At 67.7% G+C, this 21283-nt stretch carries 24 protein-coding genes; 7 read left to right on the top strand and 17 right to left on the bottom strand.

Going from position 1 to position 21283, the window contains the following annotated elements; translation table 11 throughout:
* Positions 1-8: 8 nt before the first annotated feature.
* The 17 genes from DSM104443_RS12820 to DSM104443_RS12740 all read right to left on the bottom strand — a co-directional run bounded on the left by DSM104443_RS12820 (position 9) and on the right by DSM104443_RS12740 (position 15370).
* The gene (locus DSM104443_RS12820; protein WP_171092817.1) at positions 9-689 is read right to left on the bottom strand and encodes an urease accessory protein UreF; all 681 of its coding nucleotides are present in this window, start codon (positions 687-689) and stop codon (positions 9-11) included.
* Positions 682-1260: an urease accessory protein UreE gene (gene ureE, locus DSM104443_RS12815; RefSeq protein WP_171092815.1), complete on the bottom strand. Its 579-nt coding sequence runs from the start codon at positions 1258-1260 to the stop codon at positions 682-684. Before ureE ends, DSM104443_RS12820 begins: the two co-directional genes overlap by 8 nt.
* Complete coding sequence (gene ureC / locus DSM104443_RS12810; protein WP_171092813.1) at positions 1260-2960, bottom strand: urease subunit alpha; 1701 nt, start codon at positions 2958-2960, stop codon at positions 1260-1262. The genes ureE and ureC overlap by 1 nt, the downstream gene beginning before the upstream one ends.
* Position 2961: 1 nt before the next feature.
* Complete coding sequence (locus tag DSM104443_RS12805; protein ID WP_171092811.1) at positions 2962-3267, bottom strand: urease subunit beta; 306 nt, start codon at positions 3265-3267, stop codon at positions 2962-2964.
* A 184-nt stretch (positions 3268-3451) separates the two neighbouring features.
* Entirely contained in the window at positions 3452-3754 is a 303-nt protein-coding gene (locus DSM104443_RS12800; protein ID WP_171092809.1) for an urease subunit gamma, read from the bottom strand.
* A 1-nt stretch (position 3755) separates the two neighbouring features.
* Entirely contained in the window at positions 3756-4601 is an 846-nt protein-coding gene (locus DSM104443_RS12795) for an urease accessory protein UreD (protein ID WP_171092806.1), read from the bottom strand.
* Positions 4602-4608: 7 nt separating this feature from the next.
* Entirely contained in the window at positions 4609-5301 is a 693-nt protein-coding gene (urtE, locus tag DSM104443_RS12790) for an urea ABC transporter ATP-binding subunit UrtE (RefSeq protein ID WP_171092804.1), read from the bottom strand.
* Between the two features lie 192 nt (positions 5302-5493).
* Positions 5494-6399, bottom strand: a complete 906-nt coding sequence (gene urtD / locus DSM104443_RS12785; protein WP_171092802.1) for an urea ABC transporter ATP-binding protein UrtD — start codon at positions 6397-6399, stop codon at positions 5494-5496.
* Positions 6396-7475: an urea ABC transporter permease subunit UrtC gene (urtC, locus tag DSM104443_RS12780; protein ID WP_171092799.1), complete on the bottom strand. Its 1080-nt coding sequence runs from the start codon at positions 7473-7475 to the stop codon at positions 6396-6398. Before urtC ends, urtD begins: the two co-directional genes overlap by 4 nt.
* The gene (gene urtB / locus DSM104443_RS12775; protein WP_171092797.1) at positions 7472-8974 is read right to left on the bottom strand and encodes an urea ABC transporter permease subunit UrtB; all 1503 of its coding nucleotides are present in this window, start codon (positions 8972-8974) and stop codon (positions 7472-7474) included. Before urtB ends, urtC begins: the two co-directional genes overlap by 4 nt.
* Positions 8975-9041: 67 nt before the next feature.
* A complete protein-coding gene (gene urtA, locus DSM104443_RS12770) occupies positions 9042-10352 on the bottom strand; it encodes an urea ABC transporter substrate-binding protein (protein WP_171092795.1) in 1311 nt (436 codons plus the stop codon).
* 150 nt (positions 10353-10502) lie between these two features.
* Positions 10503-11306, bottom strand: coding sequence for a CoA-transferase subunit beta (locus DSM104443_RS12765; protein ID WP_171092792.1), 804 nt, complete (start codon positions 11304-11306; stop codon positions 10503-10505).
* Positions 11303-12136, bottom strand: a complete 834-nt coding sequence (locus DSM104443_RS12760) for a CoA transferase subunit A (protein ID WP_212756656.1) — start codon at positions 12134-12136, stop codon at positions 11303-11305. The genes DSM104443_RS12765 and DSM104443_RS12760 overlap by 4 nt, the downstream gene beginning before the upstream one ends.
* Before the next feature lie 24 nt (positions 12137-12160).
* Positions 12161-12937: an alpha/beta fold hydrolase gene (locus DSM104443_RS12755; protein WP_171092788.1), complete on the bottom strand. Its 777-nt coding sequence runs from the start codon at positions 12935-12937 to the stop codon at positions 12161-12163.
* On the bottom strand, positions 12934-13347 hold the full coding sequence (locus DSM104443_RS12750; RefSeq protein WP_171092786.1) for a carboxymuconolactone decarboxylase family protein: 414 nt from the start codon (positions 13345-13347) through the stop codon (positions 12934-12936). Before DSM104443_RS12750 ends, DSM104443_RS12755 begins: the two co-directional genes overlap by 4 nt.
* Entirely contained in the window at positions 13344-14507 is a 1164-nt protein-coding gene (locus DSM104443_RS12745) for a lyase family protein (protein ID WP_171092784.1), read from the bottom strand. Before DSM104443_RS12745 ends, DSM104443_RS12750 begins: the two co-directional genes overlap by 4 nt.
* Positions 14504-15370 carry an IclR family transcriptional regulator domain-containing protein gene (locus DSM104443_RS12740; protein ID WP_171092782.1) on the bottom strand — a complete coding sequence of 289 codons (867 nt, stop codon included), beginning with the start codon at positions 15368-15370 and terminating at the stop codon, positions 14504-14506. The genes DSM104443_RS12745 and DSM104443_RS12740 overlap by 4 nt, the downstream gene beginning before the upstream one ends.
* Positions 15371-15472: 102 nt before the next feature.
* Between DSM104443_RS12740 and pcaH the strand changes: the two genes are divergently transcribed.
* The 7 genes from pcaH to DSM104443_RS12705 all read left to right on the top strand — a co-directional run bounded on the left by pcaH (position 15473) and on the right by DSM104443_RS12705 (position 21283).
* Entirely contained in the window at positions 15473-16177 is a 705-nt protein-coding gene (gene pcaH / locus DSM104443_RS12735; RefSeq protein WP_171092780.1) for a protocatechuate 3,4-dioxygenase subunit beta, read from the top strand.
* Complete coding sequence (gene pcaG, locus DSM104443_RS12730) at positions 16177-16692, top strand: protocatechuate 3,4-dioxygenase subunit alpha (RefSeq protein WP_171092778.1); 516 nt, start codon at positions 16177-16179, stop codon at positions 16690-16692. Before pcaH ends, pcaG begins: the two co-directional genes overlap by 1 nt.
* A 13-nt stretch (positions 16693-16705) precedes the next feature.
* Positions 16706-17863 (top strand): ABC transporter substrate-binding protein, encoded by a 1158-nt coding sequence (locus DSM104443_RS12725; protein ID WP_171092776.1) that lies wholly within the window; start codon positions 16706-16708, stop codon positions 17861-17863.
* A 94-nt stretch (positions 17864-17957) separates the two neighbouring features.
* Complete coding sequence (locus DSM104443_RS12720; RefSeq protein ID WP_171092774.1) at positions 17958-18824, top strand: branched-chain amino acid ABC transporter permease; 867 nt, start codon at positions 17958-17960, stop codon at positions 18822-18824.
* Positions 18824-19840, top strand: a complete 1017-nt coding sequence (locus DSM104443_RS12715) for a branched-chain amino acid ABC transporter permease (protein ID WP_171092772.1) — start codon at positions 18824-18826, stop codon at positions 19838-19840. Before DSM104443_RS12720 ends, DSM104443_RS12715 begins: the two co-directional genes overlap by 1 nt.
* Positions 19837-20589, top strand: a complete 753-nt coding sequence (locus DSM104443_RS12710; protein WP_171092770.1) for an ABC transporter ATP-binding protein — start codon at positions 19837-19839, stop codon at positions 20587-20589. Before DSM104443_RS12715 ends, DSM104443_RS12710 begins: the two co-directional genes overlap by 4 nt.
* Positions 20582-21283 carry an ABC transporter ATP-binding protein gene (locus tag DSM104443_RS12705; RefSeq protein ID WP_171092768.1) on the top strand — a complete coding sequence of 234 codons (702 nt, stop codon included), beginning with the start codon at positions 20582-20584 and terminating at the stop codon, positions 21281-21283. Before DSM104443_RS12710 ends, DSM104443_RS12705 begins: the two co-directional genes overlap by 8 nt.

Below are 21283 nucleotides of genomic sequence, written 5' to 3'. Positions count from 1 at the left end.
GGCAGTCCTCATGAGCGGAAGAGGCGCGTGTACTGGGTCTCGTGCCGGCTACTCAGCAGCGCGAGATGCGGCAGGGACGGCGCCATCGCCTCCTCGCCGGTCTCCAGGGATTCGGTGACGAGGGCTTCTATGCGGTCCCCCAGCTCGAGCAAGGCGCGCTGCGCGTCGGTCTGGCCGAGGGGCACGCACTTCACGGCGGCCATCACGGCGTTCTCCATCCACGACCAGAGATAGGCGACGAGTGCTTCGCGCTCCGGGACGCTCCAGGCCGCGACGGCAAACGCATAGGCGGTCGGGAACGCGGGCTCTTCGAGGGCTTCCAGCGATTCGTGCCCGTCGATGGGAAGCTGTGCGGCGAGGCGCGCGAGCGAGTAGCCCATCTGCACGGTCTCGGCTCGCAGCTCCGCGCTTTCGCGGCTGGCGAGGAATCGGGCATTGATCGCGGTGGCCGTGTCCGTGTCCTTCGCATGCCAGGCCGTGATCAGCCTCGCGAGCAGCGGGAGCTCCCAGCGTGCCAGCGAAAGGGCCGCGACATCACCCACCCAACGGACGGCACTCGCGCGGTCACGGACGATCCCTGCATCGACGGCGGCCTCGAGCCCCTGCGAATAGCTGAAAGCTCCGACGGGCAGTGCGGGGCTGGCCAGCTGCAGCAGGCGCGCGAGAGGCAATGCAGTGGGCTTAGCCATCCTTCTTCCCGAAGTGATGGATGCGTGCCGGATGGGGCGGAGGTCCGTGCTCGTGGTCGCAGTGCTCACCGTGCTCGTGATCGTGTTTGTGATCGTGCTCGTGATCGTGATCATGGCCGTGGTCGTGATCATCGCCGTGTCGATGCCCACCGCCGTACGCTCCGGCTTCGGGCTCGAACGCGGCGCTCATCGGCTCGATCGTAGCGCCGAGGCCGCGCAGCATCTCCTCCAGCACATGATCGGCCGCGATGCGCAGGAATCCTTCGCCCACCTCGACCGGCACGTGGCGGTTGCCGAGATGATAGGCAGCACGCGCCAGCTCGCGAGGCGACGTGCAAGTGACATGCAGCACGGCTTCGGGGCTCGCGATCACCTCGACCAGGCGGCCGTCGCTCGCCGCGACGATGTCGCCTCCGCGCAGCACTTCGCCGCGAGGCAGGAAGATCGCGACTTCCTCGCCCCCCTCGAGTGTTGCGCGCTGGCGTGTCTTGGTACGCCGATCGAAGGTCAGGGAGAGCCGGGCACTCGTTTTCACGCCGCGGACGAACACGCGATTGCGGAGCTCGACCATCAGAAGAGGAAGTAGCGCTGGGCCATGGGGAGGACCTTCGCCGGCTCGCACGTGAGCAGCTCGCCGTCCGCCTTCACGACATAGGTCTCGGGGTCGACCTCGATCTTCGGCTGCCACGTGTTGTGGACCATGTCCTTCTTGCCGACCTTGCGGATGTTCTTGACCACTTCGAGCTGGCGCGCAAGACCGAGCGCCTGCACTTCCGGATTGTCGAATCCGGCCTGCGACAGGAACGTGACCGAGGTCCGGAGCGCTCCGCCGAACGCACCGAACATCGGGCGATAGTGCACGGGCTGCGGCGTGGGGATCGAGGCGTTGGGGTCGCCCATCGCGGCGGCGGCGATCATGCCGCCCTTCAGGATCACGAACGGCTTCACGCCGAAGAACGCGGGCTTCCAGATCACGAGGTCGGCGATCTTGCCCGGCTCGATCGAGCCCACCGCGTGGCCGATGCCATGCGCGATGGCGGGGTTGATCGTGTACTTCGCGATGAAGCGCTTCACGCGCGCGTTGTCGTGCGTCTTCGGATCGCCCTTGGCGGCCCCGCGCTGCACCTTCATCTTGTGCGCCGTCTGCCAGGTGCGGATGATCACCTCGCCCACTCGGCCCATGGCCTGCGAGTCCGAGGACATCATCGAGAAGGCACCCAGATCGTGGAGGATGTCTTCCGCCGCGATCGTCTCCTTGCGGATGCGCGACTCGGCGAACGCCACGTCCTCGGCGATGGCCGGGTCAAGGTGGTGGCAGACCATCAGCATGTCGAGATGCTCGGCGATGGTGTTGGCCGTATACGGCATCGTGGGATTGGTGGAGGAGGGGAGCACGTTCGGCTCGCCGCACACGCGGATGATGTCCGGCGCATGTCCGCCGCCCGCGCCTTCGGTGTGGAAGGTCGCGATCGAGCGGCCCTTCATCGCGGCCACCGACGATTCCACGAAGCCCGACTCGTTCAACGTGTCCGTGTGGATGGCGACCTGCACGTCCATCTCGTCGGCGACGGTGAGGCAGCAATCGATGGCCGCGGGCGTGGTGCCCCAATCCTCGTGGAGCTTGAGACCGATCGCGCCGGACTTCACCTGCTCGCGAAGCGGACCGGGTTGCGATGCGTTGCCCTTGCCGAGGAAGCCCAGGTTCATCGGGAAGGCTTCGGCGGCGAGCAGCATCGAATGCATGTGCCACGGGCCGGGCGTGCACGTCGTGGCGAAGGTGCCCGTCGCGGGGCCCGTGCCGCCGCCCAGCATCGTGGTGACGCCCGACATCAGCGCCTCCTCGATCTGCTGCGGGCAGATGAAGTGGATGTGGCTGTCGATGCCGCCGGCGGTGACGATCATGCCTTCGCCCGCGATCGCTTCCGTGCCGGCGCCGATGGGGATCGTGATCGCGGGCTGGATGTCCGGATTGCCGGCCTTGCCGATCTTCCAGATGCGGCCGCCCTTCAAACCGATGTCGGCTTTGACGATGCCCCAGTGGTCGATGATCAGCGCGTTGGTGATGACGGTGTCGGCGACTTCCTTCGACAGGCGCTGGCTCTGGCCCATGCCGTCGCGGATCACCTTGCCGCCACCGAACTTCACTTCCTCGCCGTAGACCGTGTAGTCCTTCTCGACCTCGATCCACAGCTCGGTGTCGGCGAGGCGCACGCGGTCCCCCGTGGTGGGGCCGAACATCTCCGCATAGGCCTGGCGCGAGATCTTCGCCATGTCAGAGCTTCCCCATGACCTTGCCCTGGAAGCCGTAGACCTTGCGCTCTCCAGCCAGTGCGACGAGCTCCACCGCGCGCGTCTGGCCGGGCTCGAAGCGCACCGCGGTTCCGGCTGCGATGTTCAGGCGAAAGCCGCGTGCTTTCACGCGGTCGAACGAGAGCGCGTCGTTCACTTCGAAGAAGTGATAGTGGGAGCCGACCTGCACGGGACGATCGCCGGTGTTGGTCACCTCGAGCTTCACGGTCGCGCGGCCCTTGTTGATCTCGATGTCGCCTGCGGCGACTTTCATTTCGCCGGGGATCATGGGTGCAGGGTCTCGAGATGGATGATTGTTTTCAACACAGAGGACACAGAGGTGGCACAGAGGACACAGAGGAAAGCCAATCCTGGTTGGGCACGGCGGCGAGCGGAGCCAGCACGAAACATGAATCGCCCTTCCTCTGTGCCACCTCTGTGTCCTCTGTGTTTCAAATTCATCGCATCCACCTTCACGGTATCGGATGATGAACAGTGACCAGCTTCGTTCCATCCGGGAACGTCGCCTCGACCTGGATCTCGGGAATCATCTCGGGCACGCCCTCCATCACCTGGTCGCGCGTGAGCAGCGTCGCGCCCCAGCCCATCAGCTCGGAGACGGTCCTGCCGTCGCGCGCGCCTTCCATGATCGCGGCGGAGATGAACGCGACCGCCTCGGGATAGTTCAGCTTGAGGCCGCGGGCCATGCGCCGCTCCGCGACGAGCGCGGCGGTGAAGATGAGGAGCTTGTCCTTCTCGCGGGGGGTGAGTTCCATGTCAGGTGCGCCAGATGCGCGGCTCGTGAGCCTCGCGTTGCAGGACGGCGGGCCGCAGCACGTGCCACAGTCGCGTGAACCATTCGCGCGCGGCGTCGGTGCGGGTTCCCAGGTAGCGGGCGACGACCACGCCGGGCAGCCGGGTGATCGCGCCGTCGCCGTGCGCGGGGGCTTCGACTTCGCGGCATTGCGCGACGTGGTTCGCATCGAGCGTGTCGCAAGCCGCGACGAACGTGGCCGTGACCGGGGCGCCGTGCAATCCCGCGGGCGAGTCGAGCATCGGCCCGCCGCCTTCGACGCGCAGCCGGTCGATGAAGACGGGCTTGCCGTCACGCGTGATCTCGGTGGCCGCGATCATCTCGCCGCGGTCGAAGTGCTCGCCGGAGCCGGTGCGGCCGAGGCAGAGGATCTCCCACCCGAGGTAGCGAGCGTTGCCGGTGAGGCCCACGAGCGTGTTCATGCGGGCTCGCGCGCCGGAGAAGACGATGGTTTCCTGCGGCAGCCATTCGAGCGCGGCGCCTGCACCGACGCTCCAGCCGATATGGCTGCTCGCAAGAGCGCCGGCGGAGCGATACCACTTCGTGGCGCCGGGCGTCGTGAGCAATGCATGCGCGTCCGCGCCGGCGGTTGCGCTGAGGTGGAGCTCGTCTCCACCCGCGATGCCGGCCGGCGGATGCACGATGATGCCGTGGCAGACCGCGTCGCCCTCGGGGTAGAGCGCCTTCTGGAAGACGAGGGGGCCGTCGTGATGGCGCTTCGCGAGGACCGTGCGCTCCCCGCGCCGCTCGAATTCGAGCGCGAGCTCGGCGCGCCAGGCTGCGGCGAGGACGGGGTCGGCGAGGAGCATGCGCCGATCATACCGCCAGCAGGTCGCGAACCTTGTTCTTGTCCATGTCGGCTCCGGCGCCGCGCGCGACGATCTCGCCGCGCTCCATCACCATGTAGTGGTCGGCGAGCGAGCGCGCGAAGTCGTAGTACTGCTCGACCAGCAGGATCGCCATCTCGCCGCCCGAGGCGAGCGTGCGGATCGCCCGCTCGATGTCCTTGATGATCGAGGGCTGGATGCCTTCGGTGGGCTCGTCCAGCACCAGCAGCTTCGGACCGGCGGCGAGCGCTCGCCCGATCGCGAGCTGCTGTTGTTGCCCACCGGAGAGATCGCCACCGCGCCGGCCCATCATCTGCTTCAGCACCGGGAACATGTCGAAGATGAACGGGGGGATCGGCGTGGAACCGGGCTTGATCGCGAGGCCCATGCGCAGGTTCTCTTCCACCGTGAGGCGCGGGAAGATCTCGCGGCCCTGGGGCACGTAGCCGATGCCGGCGCGCACGCGTACGTACGGTGCCGCGTGGGTGATGTCCGTCTCGCCCATCTTCACGCTGCCCGTGGTCACAGGGACGACGCCCATGAGGCTTCGGAGGAGTGTCGACTTGCCGACTCCGTTGCGGCCGAGGAGCGTCGTCACTTTTCCCGCGGGGACCTCGAATGAGAGATCCCGGAGGATGTGACTCCCACCGTAGTACTGATTCAAGCCCGAAACGGTCAGCATGGTCGTGAACCCTAGAGGGTTTGATTCAACACAGAGGACACAGAGGAATCACAGAGGACGCAGAGGAAGGCCAAAGTCTGGATTTCAAAGTTGCGATCAGTAGCTTCGACCATGTTGTATATCCCTTTCGCTTCCTCTGTGTCCTCTGTGATTCCTCTGTGTCCTCTGTGCTTTCAATCGAACTCCCAACCTTCACCGTCCCAGGTATACCTCGATGACCCGGGGATCGTTTTGCACATCCGCCAGGGACCCCTCCGCCAGGACCGAACCCTCGTGCAGCACGGTGACCTTCTTCGCGATCGTCTCGACGAACTTCATGTCGTGCTCCACCACCACCAGCGAATGCGTCCCCGCGAGGGACAGGAAAAGCTCCGCGGTGCGCTCCGTCTCGTCGTCGCTCATGCCGGCCACCGGTTCGTCGAGCAGCAGCAGCTTCGGCTCCTGCATGAGCAACATGCCGATCTCCAGCCACTGCTTCTGGCCGTGCGAGAGCAGGCCGGCCTGCCGGTCGGCGCTGTCGGTGAGGCGGATCTGCGCCAGCGTCATGGCGATGCGATCGCGCTCGGCGGAGGAGAGCTTGGCGAAGAGGGTCTTCCGCACGCGCTTGTCCGCCTTCATCGAGAGCTCGAGGTTCTCGAACACGGTGTGGTGCGCGAAGATCGTGGGCTTCTGGAACTTGCGGCCGATGCCGGCGTGCGCGATCTGGTTCTCCGCGAGGCGCGTCAAGTCGATGGTCTGGCCGAAGAACGCCGTGCCCGAGTCGGGCCGCGTCTTGCCGGTGATGACGTCCATCATCGTGGTCTTGCCGGCACCGTTGGGCCCGATGATGCAGCGCAGCTCTCCCGCGTCGACGGTGAGCGTGAGGTTGTTCAGTGCGCGGAAGCCGTCGAAGCTCACCGTGATGCCGTCCAGGTAGAGGACGACGCCCTTCGTGAGGTCGAGCTCGCCGTCGACGCTGCGGCCGAAGCTCGCGTCGCTCGAAGGCTGCGCGGCGACGGCCGCCGCGGCCGCCGCCTCGGGGCTGCGCGCGGGCGGCCACCACGGCCAGGGCCGCGGGGCGTCGCGCCAGTGCGCGACCTCGGGGTCCTCGCGCTTCATGTCGATTTGCGCCTCCAGCGGTCGAGCAGGCCCAGCACGCCCGCCGGCAGGAAGAGCGTGACGAGGATGAAGACCAGGCCCAAAAGGTACAGCCAGAACTCGGGGAAGTACTGCGTGAAGACGCTCTTGCCGCCGTTTACCAGGAACGCGCCGATGATCGGGCCCACGAGCGTGCCGCGGCCGCCCATCGCGACCCAGATCGCGATCTCGATCGAGTTGGCGGGCGACATCTCGCTCGGGTTGATGATGCCCACCTGCGGGACGTAGAGCGCTCCCGCGATGGCGCAGAGCACCGCGGAGAGCGTCCAGACGAAGAGCTTGTAGTGCACGGTGTCGTAGCCACAGAAGAGCACGCGCGTCTCGGAGTCGCGGATCGCCGCGAGCACCCGGCCATAGCGCGAGGTGACGATGAAGCGGCCGAGGAGCAGCGTGCCGATCAGCGCCGCGCCGGTGATGGCGAAGAGCGCCATGCGCGTTTCAGGCGTGGTGATCGGGATGTCCAGGATGCGCTTGAAGTCCGTGAAGCCGTTGTTGCCGCCGAAGCCCGTGTTGTTGCGGAAGAACAGCAGCATCGCGGCGAAGGTGAGGGCCTGCGTGATGATCGAGAAGTACACGCCCTTCACGCGCGAGCGGAAGGCGAAGTAGCCGAACACGTAGGCGAGGAGCGCCGGCACCACCAGCACGAGGATCGCCGCCCACCAGAAGTGCTCTGTGTTCCACCACTGCCAGGGGAATTCCTTCCAGTCCAGGAACACCATGAAGTCGGGCATGTTCATGCGGTACTGGCCGTCGGCGCCGATCTGCCGCATGAGGTACATGCCGAAGGCGTAGCCGCCGAGCGCGAAGAAGAGCCCGTGGCCGAGGGAGAGGATGCCGGCGTAACCCCAGATGAGATCCATCGCCACCGCGACGATGGCGTAGCACATGATCTTGCCGATCAGCGTCACCCAGAACGCCGAGAGATGGAACGCGCTCGTGGGCGGCACCACGAGGTTCAGCACCGGGAAGACGACGAACACCACCGCCGCGCACGCCGCGAGGATCGTCCAGCCGCGCGGGCCGAAGAAGCGCGTCACGACTCCACCGCCCGGCCCTTCATCGCGAACATGCCCTGCGGGCGCTTCTGGATGAAGAGGATGATGAAGACGAGCACCACGATCTTCGCGATGACCGCACCCGCCCAGGTCTCGAGCAGCTTGTTCACGATGCCGAGGCCCAGGGCCGCGAGCACCGTGCCGGCGAGCTGGCCCACGCCGCCCACCACCACGACCAGGAACGAATCGACGATGTACGACTGGCCGAGGTCGGGCCCGACGTTGCCGATCTGCGAGAGCGCGCAGCCCGCGAGCCCGGCCAACCCGGAGCCCAGGCCGAAGGCCCACATGTCCACGCGCGCCGTCGGAACGCCGACGCAGGAGGCCATCGCGCGGTTCTGCGTGACGCCGCGCACGAAGAGGCCCAGCCGTGTCTTCGCGAGCAACAGTCCGATGCCGACCAGCACGGCACCCGCGAAGGCGATGATCACGATGCGGCTGTAGGGCAGCACGACCCCGGAGAGGATCTCCATCCCGCCGGACATCCACGAGGGGTTTTCGACCTGGACGTTCTGCGCGCCGAAGATCGTGCGGACTGCCTGGATCAGCATGAGCGAGATGCCCCAGGTGGCGAGCAGGGTCTCCAGCGGGCGCCCATAGAGGAAACGCACCACGGTGCGCTCGAGCGCCATGCCGACCAGCATCGAGGCGGCGAAGGCGGCGGGGACGGCGAACAACAGGTAGGCGTCGAATGCCCCGGGAAAGTGCGCGCGGAAGAGGTTCTGCACCAGGTACGTCGTGTAGGCGCCGATCATGATCAGCTCGCCGTGGGCCATGTTGATCACGCCCATGAGGCCGTAGGTGATCGCGAGGCCCAGCGCCGCCAGCAGCAGGATGGAGCCCAGCGAGATGCCGGCGAAGAGCAGGCCCGCACGTTCGGCCCAGGCGAGGCGGCCTTCGACTGCTTTCAATGCCTGCTGCGACGCGGCCTTGATCTCGACGTCGGCATCGTCCTTCAGCTCGGCGAGCAGCGTGCGTGACGTCGGGCTGTTCGAAGCTCCGAGTGTCTTGATGGCCGCCAGGCGCTCGGCCTTGTCCGTGGACTTGATGCCGAGCGTGGCCATGATGGCCTCGAGCAGCGGCTTGATCTCCGGATCCTTCTCGGTAGCGAGCGCCTTCTTCACGGCCGGCAGCATGCCGGGCTCGGCGCCGCCGGAGAGCTCCTTCGCGGCGGCGAGGCGCGTCGTGCGGTCGGGATCGACCAGCTTCAGCGCGGCGATCGCGCCCTCGATCTCCCGGCGCAGCCGGTTGTTCACGGTGATCTCGACCGGCTTGCCGTCGAGGGTGACGGTGCCTTCGGCCAGGGACTGCAGGAAGGGGATGTCTTTCGGGTCGGCGGCGGCGACGATCTTCGCGAGGACGGCGACCTTCTCGTCGTTGTCGCCGGCGGCGATGCGTTGCGCCAGCGCCGCATCGACCGCGTAAGCGGGCGGTGCCAGGAGAACGCACAGCAACATCAGGCCCAGCAGCAATGCGCGCATGGAGCGTTGTTTCCGTCAGCGAGAGGGAGAAGCCCGGGCGGCGTACGTGCGCCGCCCGGTGCGGGGGTTACTTCTTCGGTGCCGCGGGTGCTGCGGGTGCCGCGATCACGGTCTTGCCTTCGGGCTCGTCCTTCTTCTTGTCGTTGCCGGCGATGAACGGGCTCCACGGCTGGGCTTTCACCGGGCCGGGCGTCTTCCACACGACGTTGAACTGGCCGTCGGCCTTGATCTCGCCGATGAACACCGCCTTGTGAAGATGGTGATTCTTCTCGTCCATCTTCGACGTGATGCCGGAGGGCGCGGTGAACGTCTGGCCGGCCATGGCGGCGATCACCTTGTCCGTGTCGAACGACTTGGCCTTCTCGACCGCCTGCTTCCACATGTAGACGCCGATATACGTGGCTTCCATCGGGTCGTTGGTGAGCGGCTTGTCGGCGCCGGGCAGCTTCTTCGCCTTGGCGTACGCGGCCCACTTGGCCTTGAAGGAGTCATTGGCCGGGGCCTTGATCGACATGAAGTAGTTCCACGCGGCGAGGTGACCCACGAGCGGCTTCGTGTCGACGCCGCGCAGCTCCTCTTCACCCACGGAGAACGCGACCACCGGGACATCCGTCGCCTTCAGGCCCTGGTTGCCCAGCTCCTTGTAGAACGGCACGTTCGAGTCGCCGTTGATCGTCGACACGACGGCGGTCTTCTTGCCCTCGGACGAGAACTTCTTGATCTTCGCGATGATCGTCTGGTAGTCGGAGTGACCGAACGGCGTGTACTCCTCCATGATGTCCGCCTCGGCCACACCCTTGGACTTGAGGAACGCGCGCAGGATCTTGTTCGTCGTGCGCGGATACACGTAGTCCGTGCCGAGGAGCACCCAGCGCTTGGCACCGCCGCCGTCCTTGCTCATCAGGTACTCGACGGCGGGGATGGCCTGCTGGTTCGGGGCCGCGCCGGTATAGAAGACGTTCTTCGAGAGCTCTTCACCTTCGTATTGCACCGGGTAGAAGAGCAGGCCGTTCAGCTCCTCGAACACGGGGAGCACGGACTTGCGCGACACCGAGGTCCAGCAGCCGAAGACCACGACGACCTTGTCCTGCGAGATCAGCTGGCGCGCCTTTTCGGCGAAGAGGGGCCAGTTGGAGGCCGGATCGACGACATCGGGCTCCAGCTTCTTGCCGAGGACGCCTCCCTTGGCGTTGATCTCCTCGATGGCCATGAGCGCCACGTCCTTCAGCACGGTCTCGCTGATGGCCATGGTCCCGGAAAGCGAATGGAGGACACCGACCTTCACGGTGCCGCCGGTTTGGGCGTACGCGGTGCCCAGGGCCGCCGACGCGGCAAGCGCGACGGAGACCAGCGTGGTCATGAACTTGCGGCGCAGCATTTGGATTTCCCCTTGTGAGTGGTGACTGGACCTGCTGCTTTTACTGTCAGCAGCATTCGTGCCAGCGGATTCCCACAGGGAAAAGGTGCTGCGCGCCGAAATGGCGCACGGAAGCGGTGCCTCGCGGTCCGTTTTGGTGCGTGGTAACGATCAGTCGGGCGCGAGCGTGATCCCGTGCGCCTTTGCCGTGCGCGAGTGGAGGTCGCGCAGGGTGACGAGCTCGAGCTGCGTCGGCGGGGCGGTGTCCTTGATCAGGTTCGCGATCTTCAAGTCCCAGCCCGTGGCCGCGCGCGCCTGCTCGACGCTCACGCCAGGATGCAGGGCCGAGAGGACGAGCTCCTTCGTGGTCGGATCGGGCGTGAGCACGCCGAGGTCCGTGATCACGGCGGTCGGTCCTGCGCCGCGGGCACCGGAACGCGCGCGCGAATCGCCGCCTTCGTAGTGGCCGACGGACGTGAGGAAGTCCACCTTCTCGACGAAGGTCCGCAGGCTCTGCTTGATGATGATCCACGTCTCTTTCGCGTTCGACGCGATCTCCGGCGCTCCGCCCGCGCCGGGCAGGCGCACCTTGGGCTTGGCGTAGTCGCTGCCGATGATGGTGGAGTTGATGTTGCCGTAGCGGTCCACCTGCGCGGCTCCGAGGAAGCCGATGTCAACGTGCCCGCCCTGCAGCCAGTAGCGGAAGATCTCCGGCACGGAGACGACGGTGTCGGCGAACTCGGCCAGCTCGCCGTCGCCGATCGACAGCGGAAGGATGTCGGGCTTGGCGCCGATGGTTCCCGACTCATAGATGAGAACGACATCGGGCGCGTGCGTGAGGCGAGCCAGGTTCGCTGCCGCCGAGGGCAGGCCAATGCCGACGAAGCACACCGTGCCGTCCTTGAGACGCCGCGACGCCTCGATGGTCATGATCTCCGCGGGCGTGTAGCCCGGGTGGCTCTGGGAAAAGCTCATCGGATCCCCGCGTAGGCCAGGAACTGCGCATGGTTGGGCGTGCCGAGCACGTGGGCGTTCATCCATTCGAGGAAGCGGTCGCGGTCGCGCGAGATCACCTCCCACTCCTTGCAGAAGGCGTTGTCGCGGTCGTAGTAGCCGTGGGCATAGCTCGGGTGCGCGCCCATCGGGACCTCGCACACGGCGGCCAGCACCCAGTGGGGCAGCACGCAGGAGTTCATCGGGGCCTCGAGGTCTTCGACGACCTCTTCGACGGTGACGATCGCGGCCTTGGCGGCGAGCACCGCTTCCTTTTGAATGCCGATGATCCCGTGGATGAGGACGTTGCCTTTCCGGTCGGCCTTCTGCGCGTGGATGATCGTCACGTCCGGGTTGATCGCCGGCGTGGCGGCGAGCACCTCGCCCGTGAAGGGGCAGGTGATGCTCTTGATGTTCGGGTTGTGCTTCGGAAGGTCGGAGCCCACATAGCCGCGCAATACAGAGAAGGGCAGGCCCGAGGCGCCGGCCTGGTAGCGGCCCGCCATGTCCGCATGGCTGTGCTCGGAGATCGTGACCGCGTTGGGCCAGCCGTTCTGGATCGCGTCGCGGAAGCGGTGCAGCGAGCCCACGCCGGGATTGCCGCCCCACGAGAACTCGAGGCTCGAGGCGCAGCCCATGCCGATCATCTGGTCGTAGACGATGTCCGGGGTCATGCGGATCAGCGTGAGGTTGCGGCGCTTCTGCCGGATGATCTCGTGGCCGGCCGCGGTGGGGATGAGGTGCGTGAAGCCTTCGAGGGCGAGCGTCTGGCCGTCCTTCACGTGGCGGCGCACGGCGTCGGCGAGGGGCATGATCCGGGATTCCATGGCGGTCCTTCAGCTCTCCGGGGTATCGAGGAAACGTCCGACGAGCGCCGCGTATTCCACCGGCTTCTCGTAGGCGGACAGGTGGGCGGCGCCGTCGATGACGGCGAGCTTTGCGTCGGGAATGCCGGCGGCCAGGATCTCGGCCATCGCAACGGGCGTACCCGGGTCGAGCGAGCCGGCGATGACGAGCGTGCGTGCGCGGATGCGCGGCAGCGAGGCCGTGTAATCGAGCTCCGCGATCGCGTCGCAGCAGCCCACGTAGCCTTCGACGCTCGTGGCGGTGAGCGGCTTCATGGCTACGGCGATCTTCTCCGGGTGCTCCAAGCGAAAAGACTCGGAGAAGTTGCGCGACACCATCAGGTCGTGGAGCGAGGCCATGCCGCTCTCGCGGACGAGCTTCTTGCGCGCCTCCCACAGGCCGCGTCCCTGTGGGCCGTACGAGCTGCTGGTGTTCGAGAGCACGAGGCGGTTCACCCGGTCCGGGTGGCGGAGCGCGAAGGCCTGGCCGACCATGCCGCCCAGCGAGAGGCCGACGAAGTCGGCGCGCGCGTGGCCGAAGCGGTCGAGGAGGGCCGCGCAGTCGTCGGCCATCGCTTCGAGTGAGTAGGGCCCGGGCGGCACGGGACTCTGGCCGTGGCCGCGCAGGTCCGCGAGGATCGCCTGGCGCTGGCTGCCGAAATGCTCGAGCATCGGCGTCCACATGCGATGGTCGTAGGCGATGGCGTGCGCGAGGAGCACGGGCGCTCCGGTGCCATGCGACTGCGCGTGGAGGGCCACCGCGTTCACTTCTTCTTCGCCGCCTTCTTCGACTTCGGCTTGGCGGCGAATGCGTCGATCTCCGCGCGCGCTTCCTTGAAGCCGTGGTTCGCGGTCGGCACGCCGCAGTAGATCATCGCCGTCAGCAGCAGCTCGCGGATGTCGTCCACGGAAAGGTCGCCCGAGCGCAACGCCGCGCCGATGTGCAGGCGGTACTCGGTCCAGTGGCCCTGTGCGGCGAGCATCGAGATGGTGAGGAGCCGGCGCGTGCGATGGTCGAAGTGCGGCCGGTTCCACACGTCGTCCCACGCATGCAGCGTGATGAGGCGCTGGAACTCCTCGTTGAAGCCGGTCTTCGTCGCCTCGGCGCGATCGACCCACTCGTCGCCCAGCACCTTGCGGCGCGTCTTCATCCCGCGCTTGTAGGCGTCCTTGCTCATCGTGCGATCTCCTTCAATAGTTCGTCGAGGGCCGAGCGCAATCCTTCCTTCGAGGCGCCGCCCGCGACATGCACTTCGGGTTGCGCTCGGAGGTTCTCGGCCATGCGTGCGGCATCGATGACCAGCGAAGGGCCGATGCGCTCGAGGAAATCCAGGCTCGATCCGAGCGCGCCCATCAGCTCGGGCACGGTGGCGAGCTCCGCCTGCCAGCCGCCCAGCGCGCGTTCGTGCTCGCCGAGGGCGGCGGCATGAATGGTGGCAAGGAGGCCCGGCGCACGCGTCGCGGCGGCGAGCGCATGGGCGCAGCCGACGGGATTGCGCTTGTGGGGCATGGCGCTCGACGCCCCGATGCCGGCACGCGGCGCGGCTTCCATCATCTCGCCGACCTCGGGTTGCGAGAGCAGCGAGAGGTCGCGAGCGATCTTGCCGATGGTGAGGATGGTGTTGCCGATGCGGTCGAGGAGGTCGATCCACGCGCCGCGATGCGTGTGCCACGCGGGCGCGTCGACGAGTCCGAGCTGGCGTGCGACCCGTGCGCGAACGGCCGGGCCTTTCGCGCCCAGCTTCTCCAGCGCTCCGACGGGGCCGCCGAGCTGGATCGCGAGCGCACCGCGCGCGCCTTCGATGCGCCGGCGGTCGCCTTCGAGCGCCGCCGCCCAGCGCGCGAGCTTCAGGCCGGCGGTGATCGGCAGCGCGGGCTGCATGAGGGTCCGTCCGAGCATCGGCGTGTCGCGGTGCTCGCGGGCTCGCGTGGCGAGCGCGGCGACCGCGGTGGCGAGGCAGCCGTCGGCCTCGTCGAGGCAGCGGCGCACGGCCATCACCATCGCCGTATCGATCGCGTCCTGGCTCGTCGCGCCGTAGTGCACATGGGCGGCGGCCTCGGGCGCGGCGCTGGCCACGCGCGCCTGCAGCGCCTCGACGAACGGCACGGCGATGCTCACCGAGCGCTTGCCTTCGGCGACGAGCGACTCGGCATCCATCACCTGCCGGGCCGCGTTCTCGATCGCGGCGGCCGACGAGGCGGGAATCACGCCTTCCTCGGCTTGCGCGCGGGCGAGCGCGGTTTCGAAGTCGAGCATCGCGCGCACGAACGCCGGGCCGCCGAGGGCCGCCTCGAAGGAGGAGCGCAGCAGCGTGCGTGCGGCGGGATTCATGCTCATGGCAACGGCCTCGTCGGAACGCAGAGATCCCCGGCCGCCTCGCGCAGCACCGGAAGGAAGAGGCGCTCCAGGTCCGGCACCGACACGCGATGCACCTGCGTGCCGGCGTTGATGGCGGCGACGATGCGGCCCTGGTCGTCGCGCACCGGGACGGCGATCGAGCGCAGCCCGACCTCCAGCTCCTGGTCGATGATGGCGAACTCGTCCTTGCGGGCGGCCTCGACGATGGCGCGCAGCTTTTCGCGGGAGACGACGGTGTGTTGGGTGTGGCGCACGGGGTCGATGCGCGAAAGGTAGGCGTTCAGGTCCGGTGCCGAAAGTCCCGACAGCAGCACCCGGCCGAGCGACGTGCAGTAGGCGGGCAGCCGGCTTCCGACGCCGAGGTCGACCGACATGATGCGCCGGGCGGTTCGCGAGCGCACGACGTAGACGACCTCATCCTTCTCCAGCACCGCCATCGAGCTCGATTCGTGGAGCTTCTCGCTCACGGCATCCAGCACGGGCTGCGCGAGCGCGGTGAGCGGAGTCGTGTTCAAGTAGGCGAATCCGAGCGTCAGCACCTTGGCACGGAGCGAGAACGTCTTGCGGTCCGGATCGTGGCCCACGTAGCCGAGACGGGCGAGGGTGTGCAGGGCACGGCGCACGGCGGCGCGCGGGATGCCCGTGCGCAGCGACAACTGCGAGATGGTCTGGTGGGGCCGCGATTGCGAGAAGCCGCGGAGCACGGCGAGCCCGCGAGCGAGCGACGTCATGAAATCGGGATCGCCCGCGAAGGCCTCGATCTCCTGCACGGGCGCCATGAGGCCGCGCAGGGGGAGTGCGTCGGGCGGAGGTTCCTTGCCGCGGGATGCCGTTCGAGCCATGGCGGGGGAGTGTGGGCGATAAACGCACAATGTGTCAATAATCGCCCTTGACGTGGGCGAGCCCAACCGGGATGCTCTCGAAAAATCGAGGAGACGTTGGCCGTGGCCGACGAAGAAAACTACCGCAAGCCGCTGCCGGGCACGCAGCCGGAATACCTGCATGCGCCTTACGGCTCGACGCGCAAGCGTTCGCCCTCGCACGCGCTCGTCGCGGCTCCGCAGCTCGCGGGTGAGCTCGCCGGTCCCCGCTTCACGCGCGAGGAAGTCGGCGTCGGATACGACGACCTCACGAAGCACGGAAATGCGCCGGCCTTGGGAGAGCGCATCGTCGTGGCCGGGCGGATCCTCGACCTCGACGGACGTCCCGCGGCCAACACCCTCGTGGAGATCTGGCAGTGCAACTCGGCCGGCCGCTATGCGCACGCCATCGACACGCACGATGCGCCGCTCGATCCCAATTTCACCGGCCTGGGCCGCGTGCTCACGGACGAGGAGGGCGGCTACAAATTCACCACCATCCGGCCGGGCGCGTATCCGTGGGGCAACCACGAGAACGCGTGGCGTCCCGCGCACATCCATTTCTCGGTCTTCGGCCCGTCCTTCATGACGCGCCTGGTGACGCAGATGTATTTCCCGGGCGATCCGCTGCTCGCCTTCGATCCCATCTTCAACTCCACCGCGGACGCCGAAGCGCGCCAGCGGATGGTCTCCTCCTTCAACTGGAAGCTCACCGTTCCCGAGCGCGCGCTGGGGTTCCACTTCGACATCGTGCTGCGGGGCCGCGGCGCCACGCCGCGGGAGGGCTGATGGCCTCCACGACGCCCTCGCAGACCGTCGGGCCCTACCTGCAGATCGGCCTCGCCTGGCTCGACACCGACACGATCGCTCCCGCTGGCGTCGCGGGCGAGCGCGTGCGGATCCGCGGCCGCATGCTCGATGGCGACGCGAAGCCCATCGCCGACGGCCTGCTCGAGATCTGGCAGGCCGATCCCGCCGGGCGCTTCGACAATCCGGCCTTCCGCGGCTTCGGCCGCGTGCCGACAAAGTCCGATGGGACCTTCGCCTTTACGACGATCCGTCCGGGTCGCATCGGATCGCAAGCCCCGCACCTGCTCGTGGGCGTGTTCGCCCGCGGCTTGCTCAAGCGCGCGGTGACGCGCATGTACTTCCCGGGCGACGCCACCCACGACAGCGATCCGCTGCTCTCGCTCGTGGAGCCTGCGCGCAGGGCCACGCTCGTGGCGCGGCCCGCGGGCGACGGAAGCCTCGAGTGGAACATCGTGCTGCAGGGCCCGCACGAAACGGTTTTTTTCGATCTCTAGGAGGAGAAACGAAATGAGGAGAATCCTGTTCGCGGCCGCCATGCTCGCCGCCGCTCCGCTCTTTGCGCAGGAGCCGCTCAAGATCGGCGTGATCGCGCCTTTCTCCGGCCCCTTCGCCGATTACGGGCGGCAGTTCGAAGGCGGCATCAAGGCGTTCATGAAGGTGAACGGCTCCACGGTCGCGGGCCGCAAGGTCGAGATCCTCTATCGCGACACGACGGGCCCGAACCCGGAGATCGCCAAGCGCCACGCGCAGGAGCTCGTGACGCGCGACAAGGTGGACTTCCTCGCCGGCTTCGGCCTCACGCCCGAGGCGCTCGCGGTGGCCGACGTGGCGACCGAGGCGAAGAAGCCGATGGTCGTGATGAACGCCGCCTCCTCGATCGTCACCACCAAGTCCCCGTACATCGCACGCTTCTCGATGACGCTGCAGCAGGTCTCGGCGCCGATGGGCGGATGGGCGGCGCGGAACGGCATCAAGCGCGTCTACACCCTCGTGTCCGACTACGCGCCGGGCATCGACTCCGAGACCGGCTTCAAGAACGCGTTCACCGCGGCGGGCGGGCAGGTGGTCGATTCGATCCGCGTGCCGCTGCGCAGTCCCGATTTCGCCCCGTACCTGCAGCGCGTGAAGGATGCGAAGCCCGACGCGGTGTTCGTCTTCCTGCCCGCGGGCGAGCAGGGCATCGCCTTCATGAAGGGCTTCCAGGAGCGCGGCCTGGCGCAAGCGGGCATCAAGGTGATCGCCACGGGCGACATCACGGACGACCACGTGATCGACGCGATGGGCGATGTCTCGCTCGGCATGATCACGACCTTCCACTACTCCGCGGCGCACGACTCGCCGGAGAACGCGGCTTTCCTCAAGGCGTTTGCGGAAGTGGCGGCCGACAAGGGCCGGCCCAACTTCATGGCGGTCGGCGGCTACGACGGCATGGCCGGCATCTACGAGGTGACGAGGAAGCTCGGCGGCAAGATCGACGGCGACAAGGTGATGGAAGCCTTCAAGGGCATGAAGCTCGCGAGCCCGCGCGGGGCCATCATGATCGACCCGGCCACGCGCGACATCGTGCAGACGGTGTATGTCCGCAAGGTCGAGAAGCGCGGCAACAGCTACTACAACGTGGAATTCGACAAGATCGCCGACGTGAAGGACCCGGGCAAGCCGTGATCGCCGCTTTCCTCGTTCGTCCATGCCGTAGCGGCATAGCTGCTAGTGCGGCAATCGAATTCTGGGATGGGCCGGGCGAGGGCAAACTTCGTCCATGATCGCCAACTTCATCGGCGTCCTGTTCGACGGCGTCGCCTACGGGAGCCTGCTTTTCCTCATCAGCATCGGGCTTTCGGTGACGCTGGGCCTCATGAATTTCGTGAACCTCGCCCACGGGGCTTTCGCGATGCTGGGCGGGTACGTGTGTGTGATGCTGATGTCACGCTGGGGCGTACCCTTCCTCGCGACCCTCCCGATCGCGTTCATCGTGACGGCCGCCGTGGGCGCGGTGCTGGAGCGCACGCTCTATCGCCGCCTGTACCGGGCCAGCCATCTCGACCAGGTGCTCTTCAGCATCGGGCTCACGTTCATGGCGATCGCGGGGGCCACCTGGGTGTGGGGCGCCTCGCAGCAGCCGGTGCGCCTGCCCGAGATGCTGCGGGGCCAGGTCGAGGTGCTGGGCCTGCACGTGGGCGCCTATCGCCTGTTCCTGGTTGCCGTGGTGGTGGTGATCACGCTGGCGCTGGTCGTCATGATGGAGCGCACGCGCTTCGGCGCGCAGGTGCGCTCGGCGGTGGACGATGCCGACGTCGCCAACGGCGTGGGCATCAACGTGAGCCTGGTCTTCAGCCTGATGTTCGCGCTGGGCAGCGGGCTCGCGGGCCTGGGCGGCGCGCTCGGCATCGACGTGCTGGGGCTCGATCCCACGTTCCCGCTCAAGTACATGGTGTATTTCCTGCTGGTGGTGGCGGTGGGCGGCGCGGGAACGATCCGCGGGCCGCTCGTCGCCGCGCTGCTGCTGGGCATCTTCGACGTCGCGGGCAAGTACTACGTCCCGCAGATCGGCGCCTTCATCATCTACACGCTGATGGTGGTGCTGCTGATCGCGTTCCCCGCCGGCCTCTACGGGAGGCGTACGTGATGCGGGCCGCCGAGGGGACGTTCGTGGCACCGCGCGCGGACGATGCCACGGCGGGGTTGCCCTCGGATCGCTGGTCACGCGCCGAGATCGCCTTCTGGGTGCTGCCCGTCGCGTGCTTCTTCCTGCTGCCCGGCTACCTGGTGCTGGGAAGCCAGATCCTCATCACCGCGCTCTTCGCGCTCTCGCTCGACCTCATCCTCGGCTACGCCGGCATCGTCTCGCTCGGCCACGCGGCGTTCTTCGGCGTCGGAGCCTATACGGCGGGGCTGCTGGCGCGCCACGGCTGGGGTGAGCCGATCTCCGGTCTTGTCGTCGCGGCGGTGGTGGCGGGGCTCGTGGGCTTGGCCACGAGCTTCCTCATCGTGCGCGGCAAGGATTTGACGCGCCTCATGGTCACGCTGGGCATCGGGCTCCTGTTCTACGAAGCGGCCAATACGGCGACTCCCGTGACGGGCGGCGTCGATGGGCTCACCGGCGTCACGATGTGGAAGCTGCTGGGCGTCTTCTCCTTCGACCTCGCCGGCAAGACGGCGTACGTGTACAGCCTCGTTGCGCTGTTCCTCGGTTTCGTGGCCGTGCGGCGCATCGTGAGCTCGCCCTTCGGGCTGTCGCTGCGCGCCATCCGCGAGAACGCGGGTCGCATGCCGGCGCTCGGCGCGTCAGTGCGCGCGCGGCTGGTGGTCGTGTACACGATCAGCGCGGCGCTGGCCGGCATCGCGGGCGCGCTCCTCGCGCAGACCACGCAGTTCGTGGGCCTGGACTCGCTCGGCTTCCAGCGCTCGGCGGAACTGGTGGTGATGCTGGTGCTGGGCGGCGCGGGGCGGATGTACGGCGCGGCCATCGGCACGGCGCTCTTCATGATCGTGCAGGACTGGCTCTCGGGGCTGAACCCGGTCTACTGGCAGTTCTGGATCGGCCTGCTGCTGGTGGCGATGGTGCTCTTCGCTCGCGGTGGATTGCTGGGTCTCATGGACCGCATCTCGGAGCGCGTGCGCCGGACGGGAGCGGGCCCATGAACGCCGCGCTTCGCGCAACCGGCATCACCAAGGCGTGGGGCGGCTTCGTCGCCAACCGCGACGTGAACCTCGAGCTCGCCGTGGGAGAGCGACACGCGTTGATCGGCCCCAACGGCGCGGGCAAGACCACGTTCATCAACCTGCTGACCGGTGTGCTCGAGCCGACCGCGGGCGAGGTGTTCATCGGCGAGGAGAACGTGACCCGCCTCGCGCAGCACGAGCGCGTGCGCCGCGGCATGACGCGCACCTACCAGATCACGTCGCTGTTCCCGGGGCTCACGGTGCTCGAATCGGTGGTGCTCGCGATCCTCGAGCGCGAAGGCCACGCGAGCCGCTGGTGGCAGCCGGTTTCGGCGCACGGGGCCGCGGCCCGGGAAGCACGAGACCTTCTCGACGTGCTCCACCTCGGCGCGGAGGCGAACAAGACGACCCGCAACCTTGCGTATGGCAAGCAGCGCCTGGTGGAGATCGCGCTGGCACTCGCCACGAAGCCGCGCATCCTGCTGCTGGACGAGCCCGCCGCGGGCATTCCGTCGGCGCAGAGCGCCGAGGTCTTCGAGGTGATCGCAGCATTGCCCCGAGACGTGACCATCCTCTTCATCGAGCACGACATGCAAATCGTGTTCCGCTTCGCCGAGCGCGTGTCGGTGCTGGTCTCGGGCGCGTTGCTCACGCAGGGGACGCCGGCCGAGGTGGCCAACGACGCGCGCGTGAAGCAGGTCTACCTCGGGGAGGCGGACCATGGCTGAGCGCCTGGGGCTGGAGCGCGTGAGCGCGGGGTACGGCGAGTCCGTGATCCTCGACGGCACGGACCTCGCACTGCAGGCCGGCGAGAGCCTGGCGCTCCTCGGCCGCAACGGCGCCGGCAAGACCACGCTGCTGAAGACGATCATGGGCCTCACGCACCTGCACGGCGGCACGGTGCGCTACGACGGGCGCGACCTTGCGCGCGATCCGCCGTACAAGCGCTCGCGCGCCGGCATCGCCTGGGTTCCGCAGGAGCGAGGCATGTTCCCGTCGCTCTCGGTGGACGAGCACCTCACGACGGTCGCGCGCCCCGGACCCTGCACGATCGAGCACGCGTACGGGCTCTTCCCGGCCATCGCCGCGCGTCGCGACAGCCCGGGCAATCGTCTCTCGGGCGGCGAGCAGCAGATGCTCGCCATCGCGCGGGCCTTGGTGATGAACCCCAAGGTCCTGCTCCTGGACGAGCCGATGGAAGGCCTGGCTCCGGTGATCGTGCAGGAGCTGAAGGCGCTGCTCGCGAAGCTGATCGGCGAGGGCGGCATGACGGTCGTGCTGGTGGAGCAGCACGCGCGCCTGGCGCTCTCCCTCACGGCACGCGCCGCGGTGCTCGAGCGCGGGCGCATCGTGCACCAGGCGCCGAGCGACCAGCTGATCGCTGACCAGGCGACGCTGCAACGGTTGGTGGCGGTGGCCTGA

Origin of the sequence: Usitatibacter rugosus (assembly GCF_013003965.1) — a bacterium.
Classification (GTDB): domain Bacteria; phylum Pseudomonadota; class Gammaproteobacteria; order Burkholderiales; family Usitatibacteraceae; genus Usitatibacter; species Usitatibacter rugosus.
The sequence above is the reverse complement of the archived record's forward strand: the minus strand, read 5'-3'. Positions and strand labels throughout refer to the sequence as shown.

Excerpts from the sequence above, each read along its gene's own strand:
- DSM104443_RS12820 (WP_171092817.1), bottom strand. The coding sequence starts at position 689 with ATGGCTAAGCCCACTGCATTGCCTCTCGCGCGCCTGCTGCAGCTGGCC.
- ureE (WP_171092815.1), bottom strand. The coding sequence starts at position 1,260 with ATGGTCGAGCTCCGCAATCGCGTGTTCGTCCGCGGCGTGAAAACGAGT.
- ureC (WP_171092813.1), bottom strand. The coding sequence starts at position 2,960 with ATGGCGAAGATCTCGCGCCAGGCCTATGCGGAGATGTTCGGCCCCACC.
- DSM104443_RS12805 (WP_171092811.1), bottom strand. The coding sequence starts at position 3,267 with ATGATCCCCGGCGAAATGAAAGTCGCCGCAGGCGACATCGAGATCAAC.
- DSM104443_RS12800 (WP_171092809.1), bottom strand. The coding sequence starts at position 3,754 with ATGGAACTCACCCCCCGCGAGAAGGACAAGCTCCTCATCTTCACCGCC.
- DSM104443_RS12795 (WP_171092806.1), bottom strand. The coding sequence starts at position 4,601 with ATGCTCCTCGCCGACCCCGTCCTCGCCGCAGCCTGGCGCGCCGAGCTC.
- urtE (WP_171092804.1), bottom strand. The coding sequence starts at position 5,301 with ATGCTGACCGTTTCGGGCTTGAATCAGTACTACGGTGGGAGTCACATC.
- urtD (WP_171092802.1), bottom strand. The coding sequence starts at position 6,399 with ATGAAGCGCGAGGACCCCGAGGTCGCGCACTGGCGCGACGCCCCGCGG.
- urtB (WP_171092797.1), bottom strand. The coding sequence starts at position 8,974 with ATGCGCGCATTGCTGCTGGGCCTGATGTTGCTGTGCGTTCTCCTGGCA.
- urtA (WP_171092795.1), bottom strand. The coding sequence starts at position 10,352 with ATGCTGCGCCGCAAGTTCATGACCACGCTGGTCTCCGTCGCGCTTGCC.
- DSM104443_RS12765 (WP_171092792.1), bottom strand. The coding sequence starts at position 11,306 with ATGAGCTTTTCCCAGAGCCACCCGGGCTACACGCCCGCGGAGATCATG.
- DSM104443_RS12760 (WP_212756656.1), bottom strand. The coding sequence starts at position 12,136 with ATGCCCCTCGCCGACGCCGTGCGCCGCCACGTGAAGGACGGCCAGACG.
- DSM104443_RS12750 (WP_171092786.1), bottom strand. The coding sequence starts at position 13,347 with ATGAGCAAGGACGCCTACAAGCGCGGGATGAAGACGCGCCGCAAGGTG.
- DSM104443_RS12745 (WP_171092784.1), bottom strand. The coding sequence starts at position 14,507 with ATGAGCATGAATCCCGCCGCACGCACGCTGCTGCGCTCCTCCTTCGAG.
- DSM104443_RS12740 (WP_171092782.1), bottom strand. The coding sequence starts at position 15,370 with ATGGCTCGAACGGCATCCCGCGGCAAGGAACCTCCGCCCGACGCACTC.
- pcaG (WP_171092778.1), top strand. The coding sequence starts at position 16,177 with ATGGCCTCCACGACGCCCTCGCAGACCGTCGGGCCCTACCTGCAGATC.
- DSM104443_RS12725 (WP_171092776.1), top strand. The coding sequence starts at position 16,706 with ATGAGGAGAATCCTGTTCGCGGCCGCCATGCTCGCCGCCGCTCCGCTC.
- DSM104443_RS12720 (WP_171092774.1), top strand. The coding sequence starts at position 17,958 with ATGATCGCCAACTTCATCGGCGTCCTGTTCGACGGCGTCGCCTACGGG.
- DSM104443_RS12715 (WP_171092772.1), top strand. The coding sequence starts at position 18,824 with ATGCGGGCCGCCGAGGGGACGTTCGTGGCACCGCGCGCGGACGATGCC.
- DSM104443_RS12710 (WP_171092770.1), top strand. The coding sequence starts at position 19,837 with ATGAACGCCGCGCTTCGCGCAACCGGCATCACCAAGGCGTGGGGCGGC.
- DSM104443_RS12705 (WP_171092768.1), top strand. The coding sequence starts at position 20,582 with ATGGCTGAGCGCCTGGGGCTGGAGCGCGTGAGCGCGGGGTACGGCGAG.